The 22,237-nt window shown below is 73.6% G+C and carries 16 protein-coding genes; 6 read left to right on the top strand and 10 right to left on the bottom strand.

The window, feature by feature from the left end; genetic code table 11:
* Nucleotides 1-45: 45 nt before the first annotated feature.
* From OG899_RS00625 to OG899_RS00615, 3 genes are all read right to left on the bottom strand, one after another.
* Nucleotides 46-2,718 (bottom strand): hypothetical protein, encoded by a 2,673-nt coding sequence (locus tag OG899_RS00625; RefSeq protein WP_189428325.1) that lies wholly within the window; start codon nt 2,716-2,718, stop codon nt 46-48.
* A 72-nt stretch (nt 2,719-2,790) separates the two neighbouring features.
* Entirely contained in the window at nt 2,791-4,362 is a 1,572-nt protein-coding gene (locus OG899_RS00620) for an Hsp70 family protein (protein WP_125497297.1), read from the bottom strand.
* 65 nt (nt 4,363-4,427) lie between these two features.
* Nucleotides 4,428-4,922, bottom strand: coding sequence for a nucleotide exchange factor GrpE (locus tag OG899_RS00615; protein ID WP_229814311.1), 495 nt, complete (start codon nt 4,920-4,922; stop codon nt 4,428-4,430).
* Nucleotides 4,923-4,986: 64 nt separating this feature from the next.
* Between OG899_RS00615 and OG899_RS00610 the strand changes: the two genes are divergently transcribed.
* The gene (locus OG899_RS00610) at nt 4,987-5,415 is read left to right on the top strand and encodes a hypothetical protein (protein WP_206345787.1); all 429 of its coding nucleotides are present in this window, start codon (nt 4,987-4,989) and stop codon (nt 5,413-5,415) included.
* A 118-nt stretch (nt 5,416-5,533) separates the two neighbouring features.
* Here the strand turns inward: OG899_RS00610 and OG899_RS00605 are convergent, their stop codons facing one another.
* Nucleotides 5,534-5,992: a nuclear transport factor 2 family protein gene (locus OG899_RS00605; protein ID WP_125497295.1), complete on the bottom strand. Its 459-nt coding sequence runs from the start codon at nt 5,990-5,992 to the stop codon at nt 5,534-5,536.
* Nucleotides 5,993-6,338: 346 nt separating this feature from the next.
* Between OG899_RS00605 and msrA the strand changes: the two genes are divergently transcribed.
* Entirely contained in the window at nt 6,339-6,851 is a 513-nt protein-coding gene (gene msrA / locus OG899_RS00600) for a peptide-methionine (S)-S-oxide reductase MsrA (protein WP_125497294.1), read from the top strand.
* Nucleotides 6,852-6,977: 126 nt separating this feature from the next.
* A complete protein-coding gene (locus OG899_RS00595; protein WP_125497293.1) occupies nt 6,978-9,902 on the top strand; it encodes an ABC transporter substrate-binding protein in 2,925 nt (974 codons plus the stop codon).
* 51 nt (nt 9,903-9,953) lie between these two features.
* Here the strand turns inward: OG899_RS00595 and OG899_RS00590 are convergent, their stop codons facing one another.
* Both OG899_RS00590 and OG899_RS00585 read right to left on the bottom strand, forming a co-directional pair.
* Nucleotides 9,954-10,601 carry an HAD family phosphatase gene (locus OG899_RS00590; RefSeq protein WP_125497292.1) on the bottom strand — a complete coding sequence of 216 codons (648 nt, stop codon included), beginning with the start codon at nt 10,599-10,601 and terminating at the stop codon, nt 9,954-9,956.
* Between the two features lie 171 nt (nt 10,602-10,772).
* Nucleotides 10,773-11,345: a hypothetical protein gene (locus tag OG899_RS00585; RefSeq protein WP_229814309.1), complete on the bottom strand. Its 573-nt coding sequence runs from the start codon at nt 11,343-11,345 to the stop codon at nt 10,773-10,775.
* A 454-nt stretch (nt 11,346-11,799) separates the two neighbouring features.
* Between OG899_RS00585 and OG899_RS00580 the strand changes: the two genes are divergently transcribed.
* Nucleotides 11,800-12,588, top strand: a complete 789-nt coding sequence (locus tag OG899_RS00580) for a TetR/AcrR family transcriptional regulator (RefSeq protein WP_229814428.1) — start codon at nt 11,800-11,802, stop codon at nt 12,586-12,588.
* On the top strand, nt 12,578-15,040 hold the full coding sequence (locus OG899_RS00575; protein WP_168132134.1) for a SpoIIE family protein phosphatase: 2,463 nt from the start codon (nt 12,578-12,580) through the stop codon (nt 15,038-15,040). The genes OG899_RS00580 and OG899_RS00575 overlap by 11 nt, the downstream gene beginning before the upstream one ends.
* A 48-nt stretch (nt 15,041-15,088) precedes the next feature.
* On the opposite strand, the gene OG899_RS00570 is transcribed toward OG899_RS00575, so the two are convergent.
* Nucleotides 15,089-16,801, bottom strand: coding sequence for an MFS transporter (locus tag OG899_RS00570; RefSeq protein ID WP_168132135.1), 1,713 nt, complete (start codon nt 16,799-16,801; stop codon nt 15,089-15,091).
* Between the two features lie 303 nt (nt 16,802-17,104).
* Here OG899_RS00570 and OG899_RS00565 point away from each other — a divergent pair, with 303 nt between their 5' ends.
* The gene (locus OG899_RS00565) at nt 17,105-17,953 is read left to right on the top strand and encodes a TetR/AcrR family transcriptional regulator (RefSeq protein ID WP_168132136.1); all 849 of its coding nucleotides are present in this window, start codon (nt 17,105-17,107) and stop codon (nt 17,951-17,953) included.
* Nucleotides 17,954-18,119: 166 nt separating this feature from the next.
* On the opposite strand, the gene OG899_RS00560 is transcribed toward OG899_RS00565, so the two are convergent.
* The 3 genes from OG899_RS00560 to OG899_RS00550 all read right to left on the bottom strand — a co-directional run bounded on the left by OG899_RS00560 (nt 18,120) and on the right by OG899_RS00550 (nt 22,079).
* A complete protein-coding gene (locus tag OG899_RS00560) occupies nt 18,120-19,316 on the bottom strand; it encodes an NAD(P)/FAD-dependent oxidoreductase (protein WP_125497275.1) in 1,197 nt (398 codons plus the stop codon).
* Nucleotides 19,317-19,463: 147 nt separating this feature from the next.
* A complete protein-coding gene (locus OG899_RS00555; RefSeq protein ID WP_168132137.1) occupies nt 19,464-20,405 on the bottom strand; it encodes an RNA polymerase sigma-70 factor in 942 nt (313 codons plus the stop codon).
* Between the two features lie 198 nt (nt 20,406-20,603).
* The gene (locus OG899_RS00550; RefSeq protein WP_168132138.1) at nt 20,604-22,079 is read right to left on the bottom strand and encodes an aminotransferase class V-fold PLP-dependent enzyme; all 1,476 of its coding nucleotides are present in this window, start codon (nt 22,077-22,079) and stop codon (nt 20,604-20,606) included.
* Nucleotides 22,080-22,237: the final 158 nt, after the last annotated feature.

Genomic DNA, 22,237 nt, shown 5'->3' with positions numbered 1-22,237 from the left:
CCCCGTCGTCCAGCGTCGATGTGCCGCCCCGGTGACCCGCCGATCTCAGCGGGCCAGGAGCGTCGAGTGCGGCGGGTCGCGCAGCACCAGGCCGTCGCCCTCGGCGAAACACCGCAGCCACCGGCCCGGTCCGCGTCCCAGCCGTACGGACAGCCGCACGTCGTGGCCGGGTCCGAGGGTGACGTCGGCGGCCTGCGCGAGGATCTCCCCGTCGCCCGGTTCCAGCGGCCACACCGGTCCGTGCGAGCGCACCAGCAGCAGCCGCCGGGCGTGCGTGTCCGCGGGCGCGGTGAACACGGCGGTGACCGTGCGCCGGCCGGGCAGCCCGCTCCGGACGATCCGGTAGGCGGCCTCGGCACGGGCGGGCAGCGCGGCACGTGCCACCGGGCCGTGGGCGCGCAGCCCGCCCACCGTCACCACCGGCCGTACCTCCGCCTCGACCGCGGCGCCGTCCGGCACCGGCAGCCGCACCCCTCCCTCGGCGCGGTAGCCCGCCCGGGTGATCACGCGGCGCCCGGTGCCGTCGGTGCCGGGAACACGCCAGACCACCTCGGCCTCCTCCCCGGCACCCGACGGCCAGTCGAACACGGCGGTCGCCCCGGGCCCGCCGTGCCGGGAGAGCACCAGCGGCCCCAGGGGGTGCGGACAGGCGAGCGCGTGTGCGCCGACCACGCAGTGCTCTCCGGCCTGGGTGACGGCGAGCACCACCGTGGGCCGGGACAGCGGGCCCACCCGCCGGCCGTCGGGTTCCCGGCGGGTCGGCAGCGGCCGCGCGGGCAGCTCGGCGAGGCGCAGCCGGGTGCCGGCCGGCCACGGAGGCGGGCCGTCGAAGCCGTACAGCCGCACCACCCCCAAGGCCGGCTCGGGGCAGCGGGCGCGCAGGGTGCCCGGTGCCCCGGGCACCGGTTCGAGCTCCAGCCGCGCCACGGGTTCCGGCGCGGTCAGCGGCGTGACGGTGTGCCACACGCCCGCGGTGCGCACCGGGCCGTCGCCGCCGGTGCCGGCCACGGCGTCGTACACGGCGCGGATGCGGTACCGGTAGGCCGTGCCGTTGTCGAGCCCGCGCTCGGTGAACCCGTCGCGGCGGGCCGGGACCGGGGTCTCGGTGCCGTCGGGCCCCACCCGGTGGACCTCCACCGTGCGGGCCGGCGCGGGACAGGTCCAGCCGGCCCGGACCTCGCCGTCCCCGGCGGTCACGCGCACCGCGGACACCTCCGGCAGGTGCACGACGGGTCCGCACACCGCCGGCGGGGAGTACGGACTGCCGGGTTCCGCGGCCCGGCGGACCACGACGGCGTAGTACAGCGGGACGCACGGCGGCGGCGTCGGATCCGTGCACGAGGTGGCGTGCGCCGACGGCAGCGCGATCCGGGTCGCGGCGGCGTCGCCGGCGTCGCGCGGCGGACGTGACGCGGTGCGCAGCAGGATGTGCTCGGGGCTGCCCGTGGTGGCCGGGGAGGGCTGCCAGCGGACGGTGACGCCGGTGCCGTCCGCGTCGGCGGTGACGCCGGTGGCGGGCGGCACGGGCAGCGCGCGGCGCACCGCGTCCGCCTCCGGCAGGTCGCGGACCGTCTCCTCGGCCCGCTCCAGCAGCTCCCACGCCCGGTCGGAGGCCGCCGACGGCAGCCGACGGGCCTGCTCCACCAGCGCACGGGCCTCGGCCAGCCGGGCGCGGACATGCCCGGCCAGCTCGCGTGCCTCCTCGGGCAGCATGTCCTCGGGCACCCGGTCCGCGACGGACGCCGCCTCCGCCAGCCGGCCGTCCGCGGCCAGCTGCCGCAGCCGCCGCACCGCCGGGTCCTCGTCCGTCTCGTGCAGCACCGCGAACACCAGCCGGCGGGCGTCCTCCTCGGCCACCGACAGCTCCCTGAGCGCATGGTCGAGCAGCGTGGCGGGCGTGGCGCGGGCGGCGCGGCGGCGCCGCAACGGCTCGGCCAGGTCGTACAGCAGCGCCTGGGCGAGCCCCGCCTCACCCTGCTCGGACAGCACGACACGGACGGCGGCGACCACGGCCTGCGCGGCGGTGTGCGCGGCACCGTGCGGCAGCCGGGCCCAGCGGCGGGCGGCCGCCTGGACGCCGGCCTCGTCCGCCGGGGCGGCAGGACCGCCGCCGGGGCCGCCGAAAACCCGGACCGGCCCGTCGGCACGGCCGCCGGGCGTGCCGGTGGCGAGGAAGTCGGCGAGGTGGCGCAGCCGCAGCACCTGGAGATGGCCGGCGCAGCGGCCGTAGGCGGGATGCGGCGGGGTGCGCGGCAGCCGGTCGGGGTCGGCGATGCGCAGCCCGAGGTCCGGCAGCATCCGCCGCACCTGCTCCGGGCCGACCCCGTGGGCGGTGGCCAGGTCCCAGGCGGTGGTCTCGGCGAGCAGACCGAGTCCGCCCGCCGCCTCCAGCAGCGCGTCGTGCAGCCGTTCCCGCTCCGCGCGGGAGCGCTGCTCCTGGGTGCCGAGGGCCTCCCGCAGCGGTGCGGTGTCGCCGTCGGCGGCGGCCCTGAGCAGGGGGGCGTGCAGCAGGTACCCGGCCTCGAGTTCCTCGACGACCGGGCGGTACTTCAGCCGGGTACGGTGGCGGCGCCAGCAGGCGCGCACCGCCGTCACGACGTCGGCGATCCCGTCCGGGTCCAGGTCCGGCGGCAGCTGGTAGCGGATGCGGAGGTCCTCCGGCACGGGCAGGCCGGCGTCGAGCACCTCGCGTCGGTAGCGCGCCTCGTCGAACGCCACGGCCCGCTCACCCCCGTTCCCTGTCCGTCGTCCGTCGGTCGCCCGTGTCCCCCGTGCCCGCCGGTGCCCCGGTCAGCTGATGCGCTGGCGTGTCATGGCGACCCGTGCCTCGTCGACCGCCTCCTGGGTGAGACCGCCGATCTGCACGGAGATCTCGATCTGCTCGCCGGTCTCCCGTTCGGTGGCCACGACCGTGAGCAGCCCGGAGGTGTCGAGGGTGAACACGCACTGGAACGGCCAGCGGGCCGGCTTGTCCGGCGGGATCCGCAGCGTGCCGTGGGCCACGACCGTGTTGTGCTCCACCTCCTCCGACTCCACCGCGCCCGCCTGCTCCATCACCTCGATCAGCACCCGCCGCTGCCCGGCGCGCAGCGTGTGGAAGTCGTCGGTCACGGAGGCGGGCAGCACGTCGTTGGCGTGCACGAGATGGGTGACGTACATCCGCTCGGTGTCCGGGTCGGTGACCTTGATGCCGTAGCCGCGGGAGGCGACCGTGGTGATCTCGTAGGGCCGGTGGGTCAGACCGTCGGGCAGCTGAGGGACCTGATCGGCGGGCAGTTCGCCGTCGGCGACGAGCCGGGCGGCCCGGTCCCGGGCGTACAGCGCGGCACCGCGGGCCACCGCCAGGTCCGGGTTGTGCAGCCGCGGCGCGAACCCGAACTCGCTGCGCAGGGCCTCCGCGACGGCCGGCATCTTGGTCGCGCCGCCCACCAGCAGCACGTCGTCGAAACGGGTCACGCCGCGTTCCGCCGCGAGGTCGAGGGTGCGGCGGGTGATGTCCAGGGTGCGGTCGAGCAGATCGCGGGAGAGGTCCGTCAGCAGCGAGCGGGTCAGCTCCACCGGCTCCACCAGGCCCTGGTGCATGACCCGCACCGTGTAGCGCTCCCGGAAGGACAGCGCCTTCTTCGCCTCCTCGGCGTCCTTGCGCAGCTGGGTCTCCGACTGCGGGTCGGACAGCGGGTCACCGGCGTCGGGAAAACGCTGCCGGAACCGCTCCACCAGGTGGAGCACCACCCGGTCGTCGATGTCGCTGCCGCCCAGCTCCTTGGCGCCGTCGGTGCACAGCACGCTCAGGTCGCGCCCGCGCAGGGTCAGCACGGTGGTGTCGAAGGTGCCGCCTCCCAGGTCGTAGACGAGCAGCGCCCGGTCGGGACGGTCCTCTCCGCCGTCCAGGGCCCCGTAGTCCAGGGCCGCCGCGATGGGCTCGGCCACCACGTCCAGCACGCGCAGTCCGGCGATCTCCCCGGCCTTCCTGGTGGCGTCGCGTTCGGCCAGCCCGAAGTACGCGGGTACCGTGATCACCACGTCCCGCACGGGCTCGCCGCCGGTGATCTGCGCGTCGTCGGCCAGCTTGCGCAGGATCCGGGCGGAGATCTCCTCCGGGGTGTAGCTGCGCCCGTGGAAGTCCCGCGGCACCGACTCGCCCATGTCCCGTTTGATCAGCTGCACCACGTGGTCGGGATCGAGGACGGTGGCGTCCTTGGCGCTCTGCCCGACGACGACGCTGTCGGCGCTCTCGAAGTAGACGACCGACGGCGTGGTGTCCTCCCCTTCGAGATTGCGCAGCACCGTCGGCCGCCCCACCTCGTCGAGCCGTGCGATGCACGAGTAGGTGGTCCCGAGATCGATTCCGTACACGGCCATGCGGCCTCACCCCCGTCCGTCGTCGTCCGCTCGCCCCGCGCCGTCCGCGGGCGCGCGCCGAGGCCTCAGCCCGCCTCCGCGTCCCACCGGGCGACCACCACCTCGGCCTTGCGCACCACCCGGTCCCCCTGCACGAACCCGGCCGCCACCACCTGGGCCACCGTCAGGTCCTCCTCCGGCGCCGCGGCACGGACCCGGCCCACCGGACGGTGCCGCTCCCGGTCGAACCGCTCGCCCGGCTCCGGCACCTCCCGCTCCACGCCCGTCCCGGCCACGGCGTCCGCCGCCTCGTCGGCCAGCGCGGTCAGCAGCTCCCGCACCTGCTCGGCCTCCAACGGCCCGTTCACCTGCTCGGCCTGACGCAGGATCCGGTCGTGCAGCCGGATCAGCGAGTGGCGCACGAGGTCCAGCGCCGTCTGCGTCTCGCCCCGCCGCAGCCGCTCGACCTCCTCGTGCAGCCGGGTGACGATCTCCTCGCGGCGCAGGGCGAGCTCCTGCTGGCGGGCGAGGGCCGCCGTGAACTCGTTGGCCAGCGCGCAGGCTTCGGCACGATCCGTCACGAGAATCACACTAGCCCAGTCGGGTGCTCCGCGTCAGCGAAGCGTTACTCTCGGGTTCCGACGCATGCGCCGACACACGGGGGTGGCCGTGGACCCGATCGCACCCGAACTGCTCATGACGCTGGCCGGCGGTGCCGCGAGCGCCGCGGGCCAGCAGCTGTGGACGTCCCTGCGGGACCTGGTGCGCCGCCGCTCCCGGGCTGCCGCCGCGGACGGCGAGGACCTCACGCCCGAGGGCGAGGAGCAGTGGCGGGCGCTGGACGAGGCGAGCGACGACGCGCGGCGGGCCCGTGAGCTGGCCGAGGTGCTGGCCCGGCGTGCCCGGCAGGACCCGGCGTTCGCCGAGGCCCTCCAGCTGTGGCGCCGGCAGGCGGAGGCCGCCCGCGAGGAGACCACCGGCCGGGGCGACGTGCACAACACCGTCTCCGGCGGCACCCAGACGAACGTCGTCCAGGCACGGGACATCCACGGCTCCCTCAACTTCGGCGGCTAGCAGGCGGAAAGGCCGAGAGGCCGAAAGCGCGGGACGCGGCCGCGCCGCGCCCGGTGGGGCACGGCGTCGCGCACCGTGCTCTCCGCCCGGACGGGCCTCGTGGCAGCCCCGCCGTACCTCAGCGCAGCGGGAGGGGACGGCCCCGTTCGCCGGCGGGGCGCGGGCCGTGGATGCGGCGCTCGTGCTCGGCGATGGGCACGTCGTTGATGCTCGCCTCGCGCCGCGTCATCAGGCCGTGGCGGTCGAACTCCCACAGCTCGTTGCCGTACGACCGCCACCACTGCCCGTCGGTGTCGTGCCACTCGTACTGGAACCGCACCGCGATGCGGTCGTCGTCGAAGGCCCACAGCTCCTTGCGCAGCGCGTAGTCCAGCTCGCGCCGCCACTTGTCGGTGAGGAAGGCGACGATCTCGGCGCGGCCGGTGAGGAACAGGTCACGGTTGCGCCAGACGGAGTCCTCCGAGTAGGCGAGCGCGACCTTCTCGGGATCCCGTGTGTTCCAGGCGTCCTCGGCGGCCTGGACCTTCTGCGCGGCGGTGTCACGGGTGAACGGGGGCAGGGGCGGCCGGTCGGTCACGGTGGCCTCCTCGACAGGAGAAGAACGGAAGAACAGAAGAAGAGACGTGAGGGGACGGCGGTGCCGTGGGCCACGGTAGGCGACGGCATCCCCCGGCGCACCCGAGCGGGACGCGGCGGCGACGGCGCCGGCTCACCCGCGGCCCGGGGCCTCGCCCCGGGCCGGGGCCGCGGACCGTCTCGATGCCCCGGGCCGAGGGCGGACACGGCCTGCCGGGCCGGAGGAGCGTGACCGGTTCCCGCCGGTGCGCGGGCCGCCGCGGAGCGCCACCGGGAGTACCGGCCGGGGCCCCGGGAACAGAACGGCCGTGGAGAACGTTGGCTGGCTCGCAGAGAAGGTGAGGCAGATGACCAACGACGTACGCAAGGCCCTGCTGGCGGGCGGATGCTTCTGGGGAATGCAGGAGCTGATCAGGAAGCTGCCCGGCGTGGTGTCCACCCGCGTCGGCTACAGCGGTGGGGAGATCTCCCACCCCACCTACCTGCGGCACGACGGGCACGCCGAGTCGGTCGAGATCGTCTACGACCCCGCCGTGACCGACTACCGCACCATCCTGGAGTTCTTCTTCCAGATCCACGACCCCACGACGAAGAACCGTCAGGGCAACGACATCGGCTCCAGCTACCGCTCGGCGATCTTCTACCTCGACGAGGAGCAGCGGCGCATCGCCGAGGACACCATCGCCGACGTGAACGCGTCGGGCCTGTGGCCGGGACCGGTGGTCACCGAGGTCGTGCCGGCCGGACCGTTCTGGGAGGCCGAGCCCGAGCACCAGGACTACCTGCAGCGTTACCCGGACGGGTACACCTGCCACTTCCCGCGTCCGAACTGGGTGCTGCCCAAGCGCGCGGCGTCCTGACCCCGGCAGCGGCGGCGTCCGCCGCGGAAGTGCACATCACTTCCGTGGTGCGGCGCCGCTCCTGTATGGGTATCCCCATCGAGCGCGGCAGGTTCGATCCGGCGGATGCCACGGGGGGCGGAGCGGATGGGCAGACAGGTGTGGACCGGAAGCGCCGGGCTGGAGGCGGCGGACACGGTCTTCGATCTGATGAGGCGGCTCATCGACGGATTCCGCCGCAATCCGCCGGTGACCCCGCTGGTGGTGCTCCAGGCCGAGGAGCAGGACCCCTCGGGCGTGCTGGACAGCCATGTGGCCAGGGTGGTGGACTTCGTCCGCCAGAGCCAGCTGCCCCGCGGACTGCTCGCCATGCGGCTCGACGGCGGCGACGGACCGGACGCCTACTCCTCGGCGATCGGCATGGTGCGCCAGCTGTGCGAGCACCCCTGGGACAACCACCGGCAGTCGCAGTACAAGCCCTTCTCCTTCCCGTGCTCGCGGCTGCTGCGGGCCATCGAGCAGGCCGCCCCGGAGGTCGGGCCGGAGGAGCCGACGGTCTGGACGGCCCCGCAGCGCCGGGAGCGGCTGATGCGCCGGCTGGCCGAACTGCGCTGGCGGCCCGCCGGCGGCACGGACGGCACCGGCGGCCGGCGCACCTCGGCCCTGCTGGACACGGCAGGGGCCGTGATGAACCCCTCCGGTTTCGCCGGGGCGGTGTTCATCGCCTGCCTGAGCGTGCTGCTGGGCGAGGGCGGCTGGCGCACGGCCGTGTGGGGAGGCGTCCTCGCCCTGGTGGCGTTCGGTGTGGGGCATCTGCTGGCGCGGAGCGCGCCGCCGCTGCTGTGGCTGCGCCGGGCCAGCCGGTGGTTCGCCACCACGACCTTCCTGGCTCCGCTCAGCGAGCGCCCGGAGGCCGCGGACTGGTCCCGCTGGCGGCCGGCGAAGTCCTGGGAGACCATCCGCGGCCGGGCCTTCGCGGTGGCCCAGCAGGTGGCCGCCGCACAGGCGGGCGACCCGACGGCCCGCCAGTTCCACGTGGAACTGCGGGTGCTGGCGCTCCTGGAGGACCTGCGGCAGAACTTCCGGCCGCACACCCTCGACATGCGCCGGCGCAAACGCACCGTGCCGCCCGTGGTGTACCTGCCGCGCGCCACCGAGGACAACGGCGGCCTGCTGCTGCTCCGCGCCATCAGCGACGTGCGCAGCCGGCGCAGCGAGGTCGACCCGCTGCTGGTCCTGGCCGCCGTCCCGGCCCATGAGCGCCTGCGCCCCCGGGGAACCGGGACGGATCCGGGCATCGCCCCCGGTGACGAGGAGCAGAACCCCAACGCGGACGCCCGGTACCAGCGCTGGGTGACCGGCCTGAACATCGGCCAGTCCCCGGGCCGGGCCGCCTCCTCGCCGTGGATCCTGCGCATACCGCTGTCCACCGAGGAACTGCTGCACCGTCACTCCGTGCAGCACACCACCACCCGGATCCGCCGCACGGCCGCCTGGCTGCTGTGGTCCCGGCCCTGCCTGATCGTGATCCTGGCCCTCGTCCTGGGCGCCGGCTTCCTCGGCAACCACCGGCTGGCCCAGGAGTACTGCCAGGGCCGGCTGCTGGGCGTCAACACCGACTCCGAGCGCCTGGACGGCGAGTGCATCGGGGTGGCCACCGGCGACGTCCGGCTGGCGAAGGGCAACCGGCTGAGCCTGTTCGGCATCGGCAAGGACGTCACCTTCGAGACCGTCGAGGAGGCCATCAGGGCGGAGAACGCGGCGATCGGACCGCAGGACCCGCACGTCACGATCGTCTACGCCGGCCCCGTCACCGCGGCCGACCCGGCCGGCACCCGCAAGGGGCTGGAGGAGATCACGGGCGTGTATCTCTACCAGCACTACACCAACGTGATCACCGACCAGCCCACCAAGATAAAAGTGGTGATCGCGAACGCCGGTGAGAACATGCTGCACGTGCTGCCCATGGCCCGGCACATCGCCGACCTGGCCCGGCACGACCGGTCGGTGGTGGGGGTGGTCGGCATGGGCCGGGACACCACGGAGACCGAGCAGGCGGCCCGGATCCTCAAGAGGGCCGGTCTGCCCGTGGTGAGCACCACGAACTCCGGCAGCCATCTGGCGCGCCGGCTGTCGAACTGGTTCGGCCTGGCCGCCACCGACGAGGAGGAGGCGGACGCGCTGCTGGTCCTGGCCCGGCAGCTGGCCGCCCGCGAGCCCGGTGCGCACGCGGTGGTGCTGTCCCGGTCCGTCGGCAGCGAGAAGGACCTGTACACCACCGAGCAGGCCAGGGTCGGTCGGCGCATGCTCGCCGAGGCGGGCTTCACCCTCGCCCCGGCCCGCAGCTACCGGCTCAGCGCACAGGGGGAACCGGAACTCACCGAGCCCGTCGGCACCATCTGCTCCAGCGAGCCGGTGCCCCGGGCGGTGTACTTCGCGGGCCGGGTCGACGACGTGCCCAACCTCATGGCCCAGCTCGGCTCCACGCCCGGCTGCTCCGGCCGTCCCATCACGGTGTTCACCGGCGACGACCTCACCAAGGGCGCCTACGACGAGGGGGAGACCCTGCGGATCCCCGAGCAGCTGACCCTCTATCACTTCTCGCTCGCACCGATGGACCTCGCCGCGACCCGCGGCTTCTACGAGGACGCGCAGCGCACGCTCACCGCTCTGCTGCCCGTCGGCTCACCGACCCCGGCGTTCACCGACCCGGCCCGCCCCTGGAGCGACCCGATGTTCTCCAGCGGGCAGACGGCGATGTCCTACAGCGCCACGGCGGTGCTCTACCGCGCCGCGAAGAACGGGGACCGGCCGCAGTCCGCCGCGGAGACCTGGGCCGACCTGCGCTGGCGCCCCAACCCCAACCTGCCGGTCGGGACGGTCAGCTTCGCCGGCAGCCGCCCGTACGCCGACCAGCGCGGCCACGGCTACGAGATCACGCGGGTGACCTACCGGGACGGCACGGTGCGGTCGGAGAGCGTGTGCGGCCGTCCGGCCGGCAGCGAGGAACGGCTCACCGCACCGCCCGGGCCGAAGGGGGCCGACCCGCACACGGTGTGCCGCCTGGACTGAGGTGTCCGCCCGCCGGTTCCCGGCCGCGGGCGCGGGCGGGCGGACGCTGCGTCAGCCGACCGGGACAGGCCCCTCGGGCACGGGCCCGGCGTCCAGATGCGCGGCGATCCGGGCGATCGTGGCGGCGTTGTCCCGGAACAGATGCGCCTGCATGCCCAGTGCCCGGGCGGCCTCCACGTTGGGGGCGGCGTCGTCGATGAACAGACAGTCCTCAGGGGCCGCGCCCAGCGCGTCGCACGCCGCCCGGAACGCGCGCGGGTCCGGTTTGCCGACCCCGATCTCGTGCGAGTAGACGATGTGGTCGACATGATCGACCAGCTGGTCGAAGCCGTACGCCGCCGCCTCCCGCTCCCGCGCACCGACGAAGCTGTTGCTGAGGATGCCCAGCCCGCACCGTCCCCGCAGGCCGCGCACGTAGGCGATGAGCTCCTCGTTCGCCGTACCCAGGTACTCGGTCCACAGATCGTCCAGGAACGCCTCGGCCTGGGGTGCGTCCAGCCCCAGGCGGGCGGCCACCTGCTCGCGGACCTCCTGCTCGCCCATGCGGCCGACGGCGCCGGCGCGCCACACGTCGTCCAGCCGCTCGTCCACGGTGCCCGGCGGCAGGCCGAGCCGCTTCTCCCAGCGTGCCTCCCACCCCGTCGGCGCCGTGATCTCCAGCACGCCTCCGACGTCCAGTACGACGCAGGCCTCGCCCACGTGCCCTCCGGTGCTCGTCCGCTCCCATGTGTCGGCGCACAGTACACCGGACCCCGGCCCGCTGGTACAGGGCCGGGGTCCGGTGCCTTGCCTCGGGGTGGAGCCCCGGCCCGATTACGGCTGGCCGGGGTCCTGCGTCACCCGGGGCGGTGCCCAGGTGTCGTGGACGGCTCAGTAGTCGCCCTTGCCACCCCCGTGGTCGTGACGGTGGACGATCCGGAAGCTGGCCACCACGCCGTCCTTGACCTTGACGCCCTTGAAGCAGCCGGGGTCGACGCCGTTGCTGGTGCTGTGCGGGCCGACGGTGGCGATGGGGGCACCGTTGTCGCAGGTGGCGCCGCGGAACACCTCGACGGTCTTGCGGCTGTCGTTGCGGATGTTGAAGGTCTTCGACCCCAGTCCGCTCACGACGGTGACGCAGCCGGTCGGGTGCGCCGAGTACGACCGCTCGTTGATGTGGATCCACCCCTCGTCGTGCTTCTTGTCGCGGTGGTGGCCACCCTTGTCGTGGTCGTAGTCGTCGTGGTCGTTGCCCTCGTTGCCCTTGCTGTTGTTGCCGTTGTCACCGCCCATGGGGGCCTGCGCGGGCGCGGGGGCCTGGGCGGGCGCGGGGGCCGGGGCCGCCTGCACGGCCGGGGCCGCCTCGGGGACGGGGGCGGCCGTGGCGTAGGTGATGCCGGTCGCGGTCAGCGCCGCGGCGGCCGCGATACCCGCGGTGATCGCGTGGGAACGCTTCATGATCATGGTCGCTTCTGCTCCTGTCTCGGACTCAGAGAGTGATCGGCTGTGTCGGCCGACGCATGATCGAACGTACTGATCACCGCAATTGCTGTCATATCGAGCGGAAACGGTCAGAAGGTGTACGGGGCCGAACGGGGTACAGAAGGGTGCCGTTCGCGGCCCGTCGGCCGACCTGATGACACGTCAAGTGAGGCAACAGTCAGGATGATTGAATGACTATTAGTCCGGAATAGTGATCTTTTCGTGTCGCGTCACTCTTCGCGGTCGTGAGGGTCCGCCCGAATTCGGCGTGTCGGTGCTTGCTGAATGGCTCGCCATGTGCTTCGTTGCCACCTTGGTGCGCCTCGGCCGTACAGGTCGGCGCCTGCCTGTGGTCGAGCCCCTTTCGTCCGGAGAAATCCATCGATGCAATCATTGATATAGAACATTCAGCTAACAGTGCTAATGTGTCGATGTGGTGCGAGCTGTACGCACGCGGGAGCGCGTCCTGGACGCCGCGGCGGAGCTGCTGAACCGCGAGGGACGTACGGCGCTGTCCACGCGGGCCGTCAGCGCTGCCGCAGGAATCCAGCCGCCGACGCTCTACCGCCTGTTCGGCGACAAGGCCGGTCTGCTCGACGCACTCGCCGCCCACGGCTTCGCGCAGTACCTCGCCGGCAAACAGGCGCTCGAGGAGACCGACGACCCCGTCGCCGACCTGCGCCGCTCCTGGGATCTCCACGTCGGCTTCGGCCTGTCCCGTCCGGCCTGCTACATCCTGATGTTCGGGGAGGGCCGGCGCCGCGGGTTCGCCGAGGCAGGGGCGGAGACCATGGGCATGCTGCGCCGGAACGTCGCCCGCATCGCGGCCGCCGGCCGACTGCGGATGAGCGTGGACCGCGCGACATGGCTGCTGCACGCCAACGGCGTCGGAGCCGTGCTGTCGCTGATCGCCCTGCCGCCGCACGAGCGGGATCCGGACCTGCCGGCGGCGGCCTTCGAGCATGTGCTGCGCACCCTCACCCTCACCGTCGACGGCGACGACGCGGCCGACGCACGATCCGGCGTGGCGGGCCGGGCCGCGGCCCTGCGCGAGGCCCTGCGCATCAGCGGCACCACGGTGCTGACCCGGTCGGAGAGCACGCTGCTGACCGACTGGCTCGATCGCCTCGCCGACGCGGACGACGCCGACTCGGCCGGCACGGCGGCCGCGACGGACCGCAGAACGGACCATCCGGTGGAAAGGGACGGCCGTGATGACGCATGACGACAGGACGACGCCCGGTGCGGCGGTCGCGGACGACGACGGAGCGGGCCGGTCGGCCGGTGCGGCCGTCGCCGTCCTCGACGACGAGGGCACGGTGATCGGCTGGACCGGCGCCGCCCAGAGCCTCACAGGATTCACCGCCCAGGACGTGGTCGGCAGGGGAGCCGTGGAGATGCTGGTGCCGGCGCAGGCGGGCCGGCGGGCGGCGGCACAGGCCCGGCGCTGCCGCACCGAGAACGGCTGGTCGGGCGTCGCGGGGGTCCGCCGCCGTGACCGTGACCCGGTGGACCTGACCCTGTGCGTACGGCCGCTGGCCCGTGCCGACGGAAAGCGACAGTGGCTCGTCTGCGCGGCCCCCGCAGGAGCCCGGCCCTCACCGGTGGGCGGCCTGGACGTGGAGTCGCTGCTGTCGGGCGCCCCCATCGGCATCTGTCTTCGCGACGCGCAGCTGCGCTGCATCTGGGCGAACGACGCCCTGGCCGTGCACGACGGCATCTCCCGGGAGCAGCGGCTCGGCCGCCGCGTCTCCGAGGTGCTGCCCGGTGAGCAGGGCGAGCGGGTCGAGGCCGCGCAGCGGCAGGTCCTCGCCCACGGTGTCCCGGTGGTCGACCACGAGTTCCGGCGCAGCGACCCGGGTCACCCGCACCGGGAACGCACCTACTCGATCTCGTTCTTCCGCCTCGACGACGGCGAGGGCCGTCCCTCGGGCGTGTGCACCATGAGTCTGGACGTGACGGACCGTGAACGGGCGCGGGAGCGGCTGGCCGTCCTCACCGAGTCCAGCACGAGGATCGGCAGCACCCTGGACGTGATGCGGACCGGGCAGGAACTGGCCGACTTCGCCGTGCCGTCGCTCGCGGACTACGTCACCGTCGACCTGGCCGAGGAGATACGGCTCGGCGAGGAACTCCCGGTGCCCTTCGGCGCGGCGGGCGGGAGCACACCGGCCTTCCGGCGCGCCGGTCTCGCGTCGGTCCACGACGGTGCACCGGAGTCCCTGTGGGCCCGCGGGGAACATGTCTTCGTCCGTGAGTCCTCACCGTTCAGCGCTGTCCTCACCACCGGCACCCCCTATCTGGAACCCGTGCTGGACACCTCGCCCGGGGGATGGCTCGCCCAGGACGCGAAGCGGGCGGAGAAGGTCCGCCGCCACGGGATGCACTCCCTGATGGTCGTGCCGATCCACGCCCGCGGCGCCGTCCTGGGCGTGGCCGTCTTCGTGCGCAGCGCCGACCCCACGCCGTTCGAGGCGGACGATCTGCTCTTCGCCCAGGAACTCGTCTCCCGCGCCGCGCTGGCCCTGGACAACGCCCGCCAGTACGTCCGGGAACGTGCCACGGCCCTGGCGCTCCAGCGCGATCTGCTGCCGCATCGTCTCCAGGGCGGAGCCGCCGTCGACGTGGCGTGCCGATATCTGCCGGCGGACCGGGAGGACGGGGTCGGCGGTGACTGGTACGACGTCGTCCCGCTGTCGGCCGCCCGGGTCGCCCTGGTCGTCGGCGACGTGGTCGGACACGGCATCCACGCGGCGGCGGCGATGGGCAGACTCCGTACCGCGGTGCACACGCTCGCCACCATGGACCTGCCCCCCGACGAGCTGCTGACCAGGCTCGACGAGACGATCTCCCGCCTCAGCGACGAGGACCTCGAGGCGAACGCCCTGACCGGAAGCGTCCTCGGCGCCACCTGCCTGTACGCCGTCTACGACCCGGTGAACCGGAGCTGCACCATGGCGACGGCCGGGCATCCTCCGCCCGTGATCGTCTCACCGGACGGCGACGTCACCATCCCCCGGCTGCCCACCGGCCTGCCGCTCGGCGTGGGCATGGCCAGCTACGAGGCCGTGCAGCTGGAACTGCCCGAGGGCAGCGTCCTCGCCCTGTACACCGACGGGCTCGTCGAGGAACGCGGCGCGGACATCGAGGAAGGGATGCGCCGCCTGGGAGATGCGGTGGCGCAGCCGGGCTGCTCCGTGGACGCGCTGTGCGCCTCCGTGTTCGACACCGTGCCGGCCCCGGCGCCGTCCGACGACGCCACGCTGCTGCTGGCCCGGACGCACGCCCTCGACCCGGGCGAGGTCGCCACCTGGAGTCTGGCCCGGGACCCGGCCGTCGTCGGCCAAGCCCGGGCGCTCACCCAGAGCCTGCTGGCCGGCTGGGGTCTGGAGCACCTGGCGCCCACCACCGAACTCATCGTCAGCGAACTGGTCACCAACGCCGTCCGGCACGGTGCGGGACCGATCACCCTGCGGCTGATCCGTCACCGTGTCCTGGCCTGCGAGGTCTTCGACGCCAGCGACAGCATCCCGCGTCTGCGGCACGCCCGTGCCACCGACGAGGGCGGCCGGGGACTGTTCCTCGTCGCCCGGCTGTCGCGCCGTCACGGCACCCGCACCACGGCCGAGGGCAAGGTCGTCTGGGCCGAGCAGGAGCTGACCCCTGCACAGGCCTGAGGCCCGCGCCGCCCGGCCCGCCGGCGGCCCGGGCCCTTGGGCCCTGCCTCAGTGCCCGGGCGTCTCCTCGGGACGTGCGTGGCGCGGCAGGAGGAACGCCAGCAGGAAGGTCACCACGAGCATGCCGTCGACGATCCACAGCACCGTCTTCATCACGGACCCGAAACCGCCGCGGAAGGCGGATGACACGGTGGCCTCCAGCGCACCGGGTATCCGCGCGGCGGCCTCAGGGGACGTCACGGCGGACCGCGTGTCCCGCTGCAGGCGCGCGCAGGACGGCACGGTCGCCGCGGGGTCCTTGGCCGTCGCCCGGTCCGAGGCGCAGGCACGCAGATCGGCGATCACACGGTCCTGGACGGCCGGGGCCACGTGCGCGGCGGACAGCTGGGCCCGCAGATCGTCCGCACGGTGGTCGACGGCGGTGGCGATGCCGCCGCCCAGCAGACCGAAGAACACGGTGCCGAGCAGGGCCACGCCGAACGCGCCGCCGAGCTGCTGGATCGCCGTCATGGTGCCGGACGCCGACCCGGTCTCGTGCGGATCGACGGCGGCGAGCACGATGTCGAAGAACGGGGCCATGAGCAGGCCCATCCCGATGCCGGCGACGAGCAGCGACGGCACGAAGTGCCACGGGCCGACGCCGCTGCCGGCCGTCTGGAGGGTCAGCCACACCCCGAACACGCCGAGCGCCATGACGAGCGTGCCCGCCTGCAGCACGGCCCGTCCGAACCGGGCCACGCCCTGCGCGATCCCGAAGCCGACGATCATGCCGCCCGACCAGGGCACCATGACCAGCCCCGCCTTCAGCGGCGCGTAGCCGAGGCCGATCTGGGTGTAGAGGGTGAAGACCAGCATGAAGCCCTGCATGGTCGAGAAGAAGACCAGCCCGAGGACCAGACCGCCGACGAAGCCGCGCTTGCGGAACAGGCTCGGCACGACCAGCGGGTCGTGGCCGGCCGCACTGCGGCGCGACTCGTACCGGCCGAAGAGCACGAAGACGACGAGCGAGGCGGCCATCATCGCGAACGTCCACCAGGGCCAGTCGTACTCGCGGCCCTGGACCAGCGGGAAGATGACGAGCAGCGCGGCCAGCGAGACCAGCAGCATGCCGGGGATGTCCAGGCGGGGAGCGCTGCCGGAACGGGTCCTCGGCAGGAAGCGCAGCGCACCGAGCACGGCCGCGGCGCCCAGCGGCAGGTTGATCAGGAAGATCATGCGCCAGCCGGTGCCGAAGAAGTCGGCGTCGACGAGCCAGCCGGCCAGGACCGGGCCGCACACCGCGGACAGCCCCATGACCGGGCCGAACATGCCGAAGGCCTTCTGCGACTCCTGCGGCGGGAACATCTCCTTGATCATGCCGAGGCCCTGAGGCAGCATCACCGCGCCGAACACTCCCTGCAGGACGCGGGCGGTGATCAGCATCCCGGGCGTGACGGACACCGCGCACAGCAGCGAACCGACGGTGAAGCCCGCGGCGCCGACCAGGAACATGGTGCGGCGGCCGTGGATGTCCCCGAGCCGGCCGCCGGTGACCAGTCCGACGGCCATGGACAGGGTGTACGCGGCGGTGAGCCACTGCAGAGTGGCGGCGCCGCCGCCGAGGTCGGCCCGCATGGACGGGCCGGCGATGGTCGTGACCATCGCGTCGAGCAGATCCATCACCTCGGCGGCGAGGATCACGAAGAGCGCGGGCCAGCGCCAGCGATACGGCGCCGGGGCGTCGGTGGGCGCCTCGACGGACGCGACACCGGTGGTGGACATCGGCAACTCCTGATGCGTCGAAGGTCGCGTCGCCGCGGTCGTGAACCGCGGGCACGACGGGACGGACGGGCCTGGTGACGCGCCCGCTCCCCGGTTGCGGACACGGCGATCCGATGGGCACGGGTGGCCCACGACACCGGGAGAACGGTGTTCACCGTAACAGAACGCTGCTCAGCTGGAGAACGCTGTTCATCAAGATATAGCGTAAGGGTGGGGGTCGCATCAAGCTATATCGCGTATCGCGTTCCCGTCGGCTCCCCGGCCAGCGGTGAACACTGTTCTCCCGCGCCCTAGACTGAGCCCATGACCGATGCGGCCGCCGACCCCGACACCCCGCCCGTCCCTCCGCCGTCCCCCTGGAACCGCACCCGCCCGGCGCGTACCTCCGGCGCTGCTGCGCGGCCGGCGCTGACCCGGGACCGGATCGTCGACGCCGCCTTCACCGTGCTGGACCGGGAGGGCTACGACGGGCTGACGATGCGCCGGGTCGCGTCCGTTCTGCAGGTCACCGTCTCCGCCCTGTACGCCCACGTCAGTTCCAAGGACGAACTGGTGGAGCTGATGTACACGCGGCTCTTCGACGGCTTCACGATGCCGGCACCCGACCCGGAGCGCTGGCAGGAGCAGGTCCGGGAGTACGCGCACTTCGGGCGCCGGCGCCTGAGGGAGCACCGGGACATGGCCAGGATCTCCATGGCCCACGCCCCGTTCACCGCCGAACTGCTGCCGCACGTGGAGGGCGTCCTCGCCATTTTCCGCGCCGCCGGACTTCCCGACCGCATCGCGGCCGAGGCCGGCGACATCATCTGCACCTACATCGACGGGTTCGTCCTGGAGGAGAGCCTGTGGCAGGACCGGATGACCGCCCACGGCGGCGACGGTTCCGCCGGGGGCGCGTCCGGCGACGGGCGCGACATGGCCGAACGGATGCGGAACTACCTGGCGTCCCTGCCCGCCGAGGACTTCCCCCATCTGCGCTCCCTGGCCGGGCTGATGATCACCGACTCCTCCGACGAGAGATTCGACATCGGCCTGGAGATCATCCTGCGCGGCCTGGCGAGCTATCTGCCGGACGAGCGCAGCAAGGGCGGAAAGGGCATCAAGGGCGGAGAGAACGGCAGGGGAGAGGACGACCGGAACGACACGGCCTGACGGGCCCGCACGCATCTCGTCCGCGGGCCCGCCGAGGCCGAGGGAAGAACCCGTACGCGACGACGGGCGCCCCGCGCCCCGGGGCAGGGTGTCCGAAGGGAGCCGAGGGCCTTTCTGCGACCGGTACCCCGTCCGCGAGGTGCCGGAGCCCCCGGCTCGCCCGATCTCAGAGCGCCGACGAGCCCGTCGGCTCCGCCCGGTGCCGCAGCTCCCGCACGGCGGGCCGACGACGCCGGCGCAGCATCCGCGGGTGGGTCACGGCCCAGGCGGCGCTCTTGCAGATCAGCTCCTTGTAGCCGGCGGCGAGCCGTCCGGTCAGCACCGCCGGAACGGCACGGTCGTCGGCGGTGACGAACTGGATCAGACCGTCCGTGCGGCCCAGCGAGACGCACTGCTGGACATAGCGCAGCGGCACCTTCGGGGGCGTCGCACCGGTCAGGCGGGCCGCGATGGCCTCGGCGGCCTGCCACGCGGTGGGCAGACCGGAGGCGCAGGACATGCGCAGCGGCTTGTCGCCGGGCCCCGGCGCCCAGGCCGCGTCGCCGACCGCGTACACCTCCGGGTGCGACACCGAGCGCATGGTCCGGTCGACGACGATCTGCCCGGTGTCGGCGACCTCGAGGGGGGTGGCCTTCGCGATCGGGTGGACGGCGAAGCCGGTGGCCCACACGGTGACCGCGGCCGCGATGGACGTGCCGTCGGCGGTGAGGACGCGGTCGGCCTCGACGCCGGTGACATCGGTGTGCTCGTGCACGGTGACGCCGAGCCGGTCGAAGACCTGCCGCAGATGCCTGCGGCCCTTGTCCGACAGCCAGTGGCCGAGACCCCCGCGGGTGGCGAGAGCCACCCGCAGATCGGGGCGGGCCTCGGCGATCTCGGCCGCGCACTCCAGGCCGGAGAGGCCGGCGCCGACCACGACCACGGGAAGGCCCGCCTCCGCACGGGCCAGGCGGTCGCGAAGCCGGAGCGCGCCGGCACGGTCGGCGATCTGATGGGCGTGCTCGGCGACTCCGGGCACGCCCTGGTCGTCCCAGCCGCTGCCGAGCGCGTACACCAGGGTGTCGTACCCCAGTTCCTCGGTTCCGTCGGCCGTGTCGACGGTGACGCTCCTGCGGTCCACGTCCACGCCGGTGACCCGGGCGGTGCGCAGATCGACGCCCGTGCCCGCGAACATCTCCTGATACGGCCGCGGCCGGAGCGGCCGGCCCGCCGCCACCTCGTGCAGCCGGATCCGCTCGACGAAGTCCGGTTCGGCGTCGACGAGGGTGACGGACACGTCCTCGGGGCGCAGACGCCCGGCCAGATGTCCGGCAGCGAGGGCCCCGGCGTATCCGGCACCGAGAACGACGATGCGGTGCTGCATGTGCTGACTCCCGTCTCGCACGGTGTGACTGCTCTGCGAACTGGTTCGCCCCTTGAACCGGATGACGGACCGTTTCCTGACAGCAGTGGAGTGTGCATCAGGTCACATTGCGGCAGTGGACGGGTGGGGCACATCGGGTCGGGGTCGCTAGAGGGTGAGCAGTGGCTCGCCGTGGCCGGTGACCGCCCACTGCCGGGACGCACGCCCGAGCTTGTCGGGGTTGAACTGAGTGCGGAGCCCGGCGATGCCGTCGGCGGTGACCTCCAGGCAGAGCACCCCCACGACCCGCCCGTCGAGGACCGCCACCACCGCCGGGCCGCCGTTCGCGATCGCGGCGTGGATCCGCGGCGACCCGCCGGCCAGGGCACGCTTGGCGGCGCTGGGCCTGAACAGGCCCCGCAGGAACTTCGCGACCGCCAGGGCCCCCTCGACCGCCTTGGCGCGCGCCGGGACCTTCCCGCCTCCGTCAGCCACGGACACCGCGTCCTGGGTGAGCAACCGCACCAACGGCTCGGTCCGGCCGCCGGCGGCGGCCTCGAGGAACTCCTCGACGATCCGCCGGGCGGCGGCCTCGTCGACCTCCACGCGGGCCCTGCCGTCGGCGACGTGCTTCTTGGCCCGGTGAAAGATCTGCTGGCAGGCGGCCTCGGTGATGCCGAGGATCTCGGCGATCTCGCGGTGCGGACAGCCGAAGGCCTCCCGCAGCACATACACCGCCCGCTCGTTGGGGGACAGCCGCTCCAGCAGGGCGAGCACCGCGTACGAGACCGATTCGCGCTGCTCGGCGGTCTCGGCCGGGCCGAGCAGCGGGTCACCGGCGAGCAGCGGTTCCGGCAGCCACTGGCCCACATACGTCTCGCGTCGTGCCCGGGCCGAGGCGAGCTGGTTGAGACACAGGTTGGTGAGCACCTTGGTCAGCCACGCCTCGGGTTTCTCGATCCGCTCGACGTCGGCGCCCTGCCAGCGCAGAAACGTCTCCTGCACGGCGTCCTCGGCCTCGCTCGCCGAACCCAGCAGACGGTAGGCGATGGCCTCCAGGCGCGGCCTGGCGGCCTGGAACAGCTGTACGGCACTCGCGCTCAGGGCCATGCCAGGATCGTACGGGCCGGGGGCGGTCCCCGCCCTGCCCTTCGCGGCACACTCCGGTGCCTGCGGCTGCGTGGTCCGCCCCGGCGCCCGTTGTGAAGGTGCGGCACACACCGGCGGCCCCCACCGGCCAAGGACGCGACGGCCCGGCACCTGCCGCGCCGTCAGCCGCCGGACGACGTCGGATGCCGTCCGGTGCCGTCAGACACGGAACAGCGACCCGATGAACTCGGTCAGCATCCGCTCCTTCAGCCGGGGCGGCAGGGCGTCCAGCAGGGCGAGGACCGGAGCGGTCCTGGACGGCAGGCCCCGCGCGGCGTCCAGCCCGGCGAACGCCAGCAGCCGGGCCGCCTCCTCGCCGGTGAGCGTGTCGGGATCGAGCCCGGCGGCCAGCTCCGCCGACGCCGGGTCCACGGTCACCGGCTCGCTCGCCCGGGCCGCCGCGACCGACGCCGCCAGATCCGTCAGCAGCCCATCCACCTGGTCGCCGGTGGCGGGGGTGAGGGTCAGATGCAGGTTCGGGGGCAGATCCGCACAGGACAGCTGCGGCTGCAGGTACCAGCCGCGCTCACGCATCTCGTCCGCCGTGTGCAGCACCAGCGACAGGTCCGGTGCACCGCCCGCCCCGGTCAGCGTGAACGCGACCAGTCCGCCGACCGGCTCGCCGAGCACCCGGACGCCGTCCATGGCCCGCAGCCCCTCCAGCAGCGTGTCCGCGGCCGCCGCGACCCGGCGGGCCAGCGCGGTGTACCCGTCCGCGCCCAGGTGGTGCAGCACCGCCCAGGCCTGGGCGAGCAGCCCGGCGGACTTCGTGCCCTGCACCGTGGGGTTGACCACCGGATAGCCCGGCCAGCCCGCGTGGGCGAAGTACTGGTGGCGCCGCAGCTCCGCGTCCCGGTACAGGACGACCGACGCGCCCTTGTCGGCGTACCCGTACTTGTGCAGGTCCACGGAGAGCGACGTCACCCCGGGCACCGTGAGCCCGAACGGCTCGACAGGCCGTCCTGCCCGCGCCAGGAACGGCAGGAGCCAGCCGCCGATGCACGCGTCGACATGGCACAGCACACCCCGCTGCGCGGCGGCGGCCGCGATCTCGGCCACCGGGTCCATCACGCCGTGCGCGTACGACGGCGCCGACGCCACCACCAGCGCCGTCCGCTCACCGATCGCCTCCGCGACGGCCTGGGGGACGGCACGGAAGGTGACCGGGTCGACCGGCACGACCACGGTGTCCAGGCCCAGGTAGTGCGCCGCCTTGTGGAACGCCGCGTGCGCGGTCGACGGCAGCACCAGCTGCGGCTGCATCACCCCGCGCACGGCCCGCGCGTGGTCGCGGCCCGCCTTGACCGCCAGCAGGATCGACTCCGTGCCGCCGCTGGTGAAACTGCCCTGCGCGCCGGGCGCGCCGAGCACGGAGGACACCATCGCGACGATGTCGTTCTCCAGGCGGGCCACGCTCGGGAAGACCGTGGGATCCAGCCCGTTGACGGTGGCGAAGACGCCGTAGGCGGCGGTGGCCAGCTCGTCGAGCCGCGGCACCCCGGAGTCGTAGACGTAGGCGAAGGTCCGGCCGCCCCGGGTCGGGGCGTCACCGGCGCGCAGTGTGCGCAGCTCGGCCAGCAGCTCCTCGACCGGACGGCCCGCGGGCAGCGAGGCCGGTGTGTTCGTCTGCGTCATGCGCGTCCCGAGGACTGGAAGGGGCAGGCGGCACGGTGCGGCACCAGGTGCAGGTGCCGCACAGCATGGTGCAGCCGCCGGCACTCCGGCAAGGGGCCGTGCACCGGCAAGGGCCGTGCGCAGCCGCCCGGTCCGGCGGGCCGGGCCCGTGGACCGGC

This window comes from Streptomyces thermoviolaceus, assembly GCF_045209695.1.
Lineage (GTDB): Bacteria > Actinomycetota > Actinomycetes > Streptomycetales > Streptomycetaceae > Streptomyces > Streptomyces thermoviolaceus.
Note: the sequence above shows the minus strand (reverse complement) of the source record. Positions and strands in the feature narration are given on the sequence as shown.

What these genes read in the sequence shown, in the direction of transcription:
- OG899_RS00620 (WP_125497297.1), bottom strand. Translation starts at nt 4,362, where the DNA reads ATGGCCGTGTACGGAATCGATCTCGGGACCACCTACTCGTGCATCGCA.
- OG899_RS00610 (WP_206345787.1), top strand. Translation starts at nt 4,987, where the DNA reads ATGCGCCGACACACGGGGGTGGCCGTGGACCCGATCGCACCCGAACTG.
- msrA (WP_125497294.1), top strand. Translation starts at nt 6,339, where the DNA reads ATGACCAACGACGTACGCAAGGCCCTGCTGGCGGGCGGATGCTTCTGG.
- OG899_RS00595 (WP_125497293.1), top strand. Translation starts at nt 6,978, where the DNA reads ATGGGCAGACAGGTGTGGACCGGAAGCGCCGGGCTGGAGGCGGCGGAC.
- OG899_RS00585 (WP_229814309.1), bottom strand. Translation starts at nt 11,345, where the DNA reads ATGATCATGAAGCGTTCCCACGCGATCACCGCGGGTATCGCGGCCGCC.
- OG899_RS00575 (WP_168132134.1), top strand. Translation starts at nt 12,578, where the DNA reads ATGACGCATGACGACAGGACGACGCCCGGTGCGGCGGTCGCGGACGAC.
- OG899_RS00570 (WP_168132135.1), bottom strand. Translation starts at nt 16,801, where the DNA reads ATGTCCACCACCGGTGTCGCGTCCGTCGAGGCGCCCACCGACGCCCCG.
- OG899_RS00565 (WP_168132136.1), top strand. Translation starts at nt 17,105, where the DNA reads ATGACCGATGCGGCCGCCGACCCCGACACCCCGCCCGTCCCTCCGCCG.
- OG899_RS00560 (WP_125497275.1), bottom strand. Translation starts at nt 19,316, where the DNA reads ATGCAGCACCGCATCGTCGTTCTCGGTGCCGGATACGCCGGGGCCCTC.
- OG899_RS00555 (WP_168132137.1), bottom strand. Translation starts at nt 20,405, where the DNA reads ATGGCCCTGAGCGCGAGTGCCGTACAGCTGTTCCAGGCCGCCAGGCCG.
- OG899_RS00550 (WP_168132138.1), bottom strand. Translation starts at nt 22,079, where the DNA reads ATGACGCAGACGAACACACCGGCCTCGCTGCCCGCGGGCCGTCCGGTC.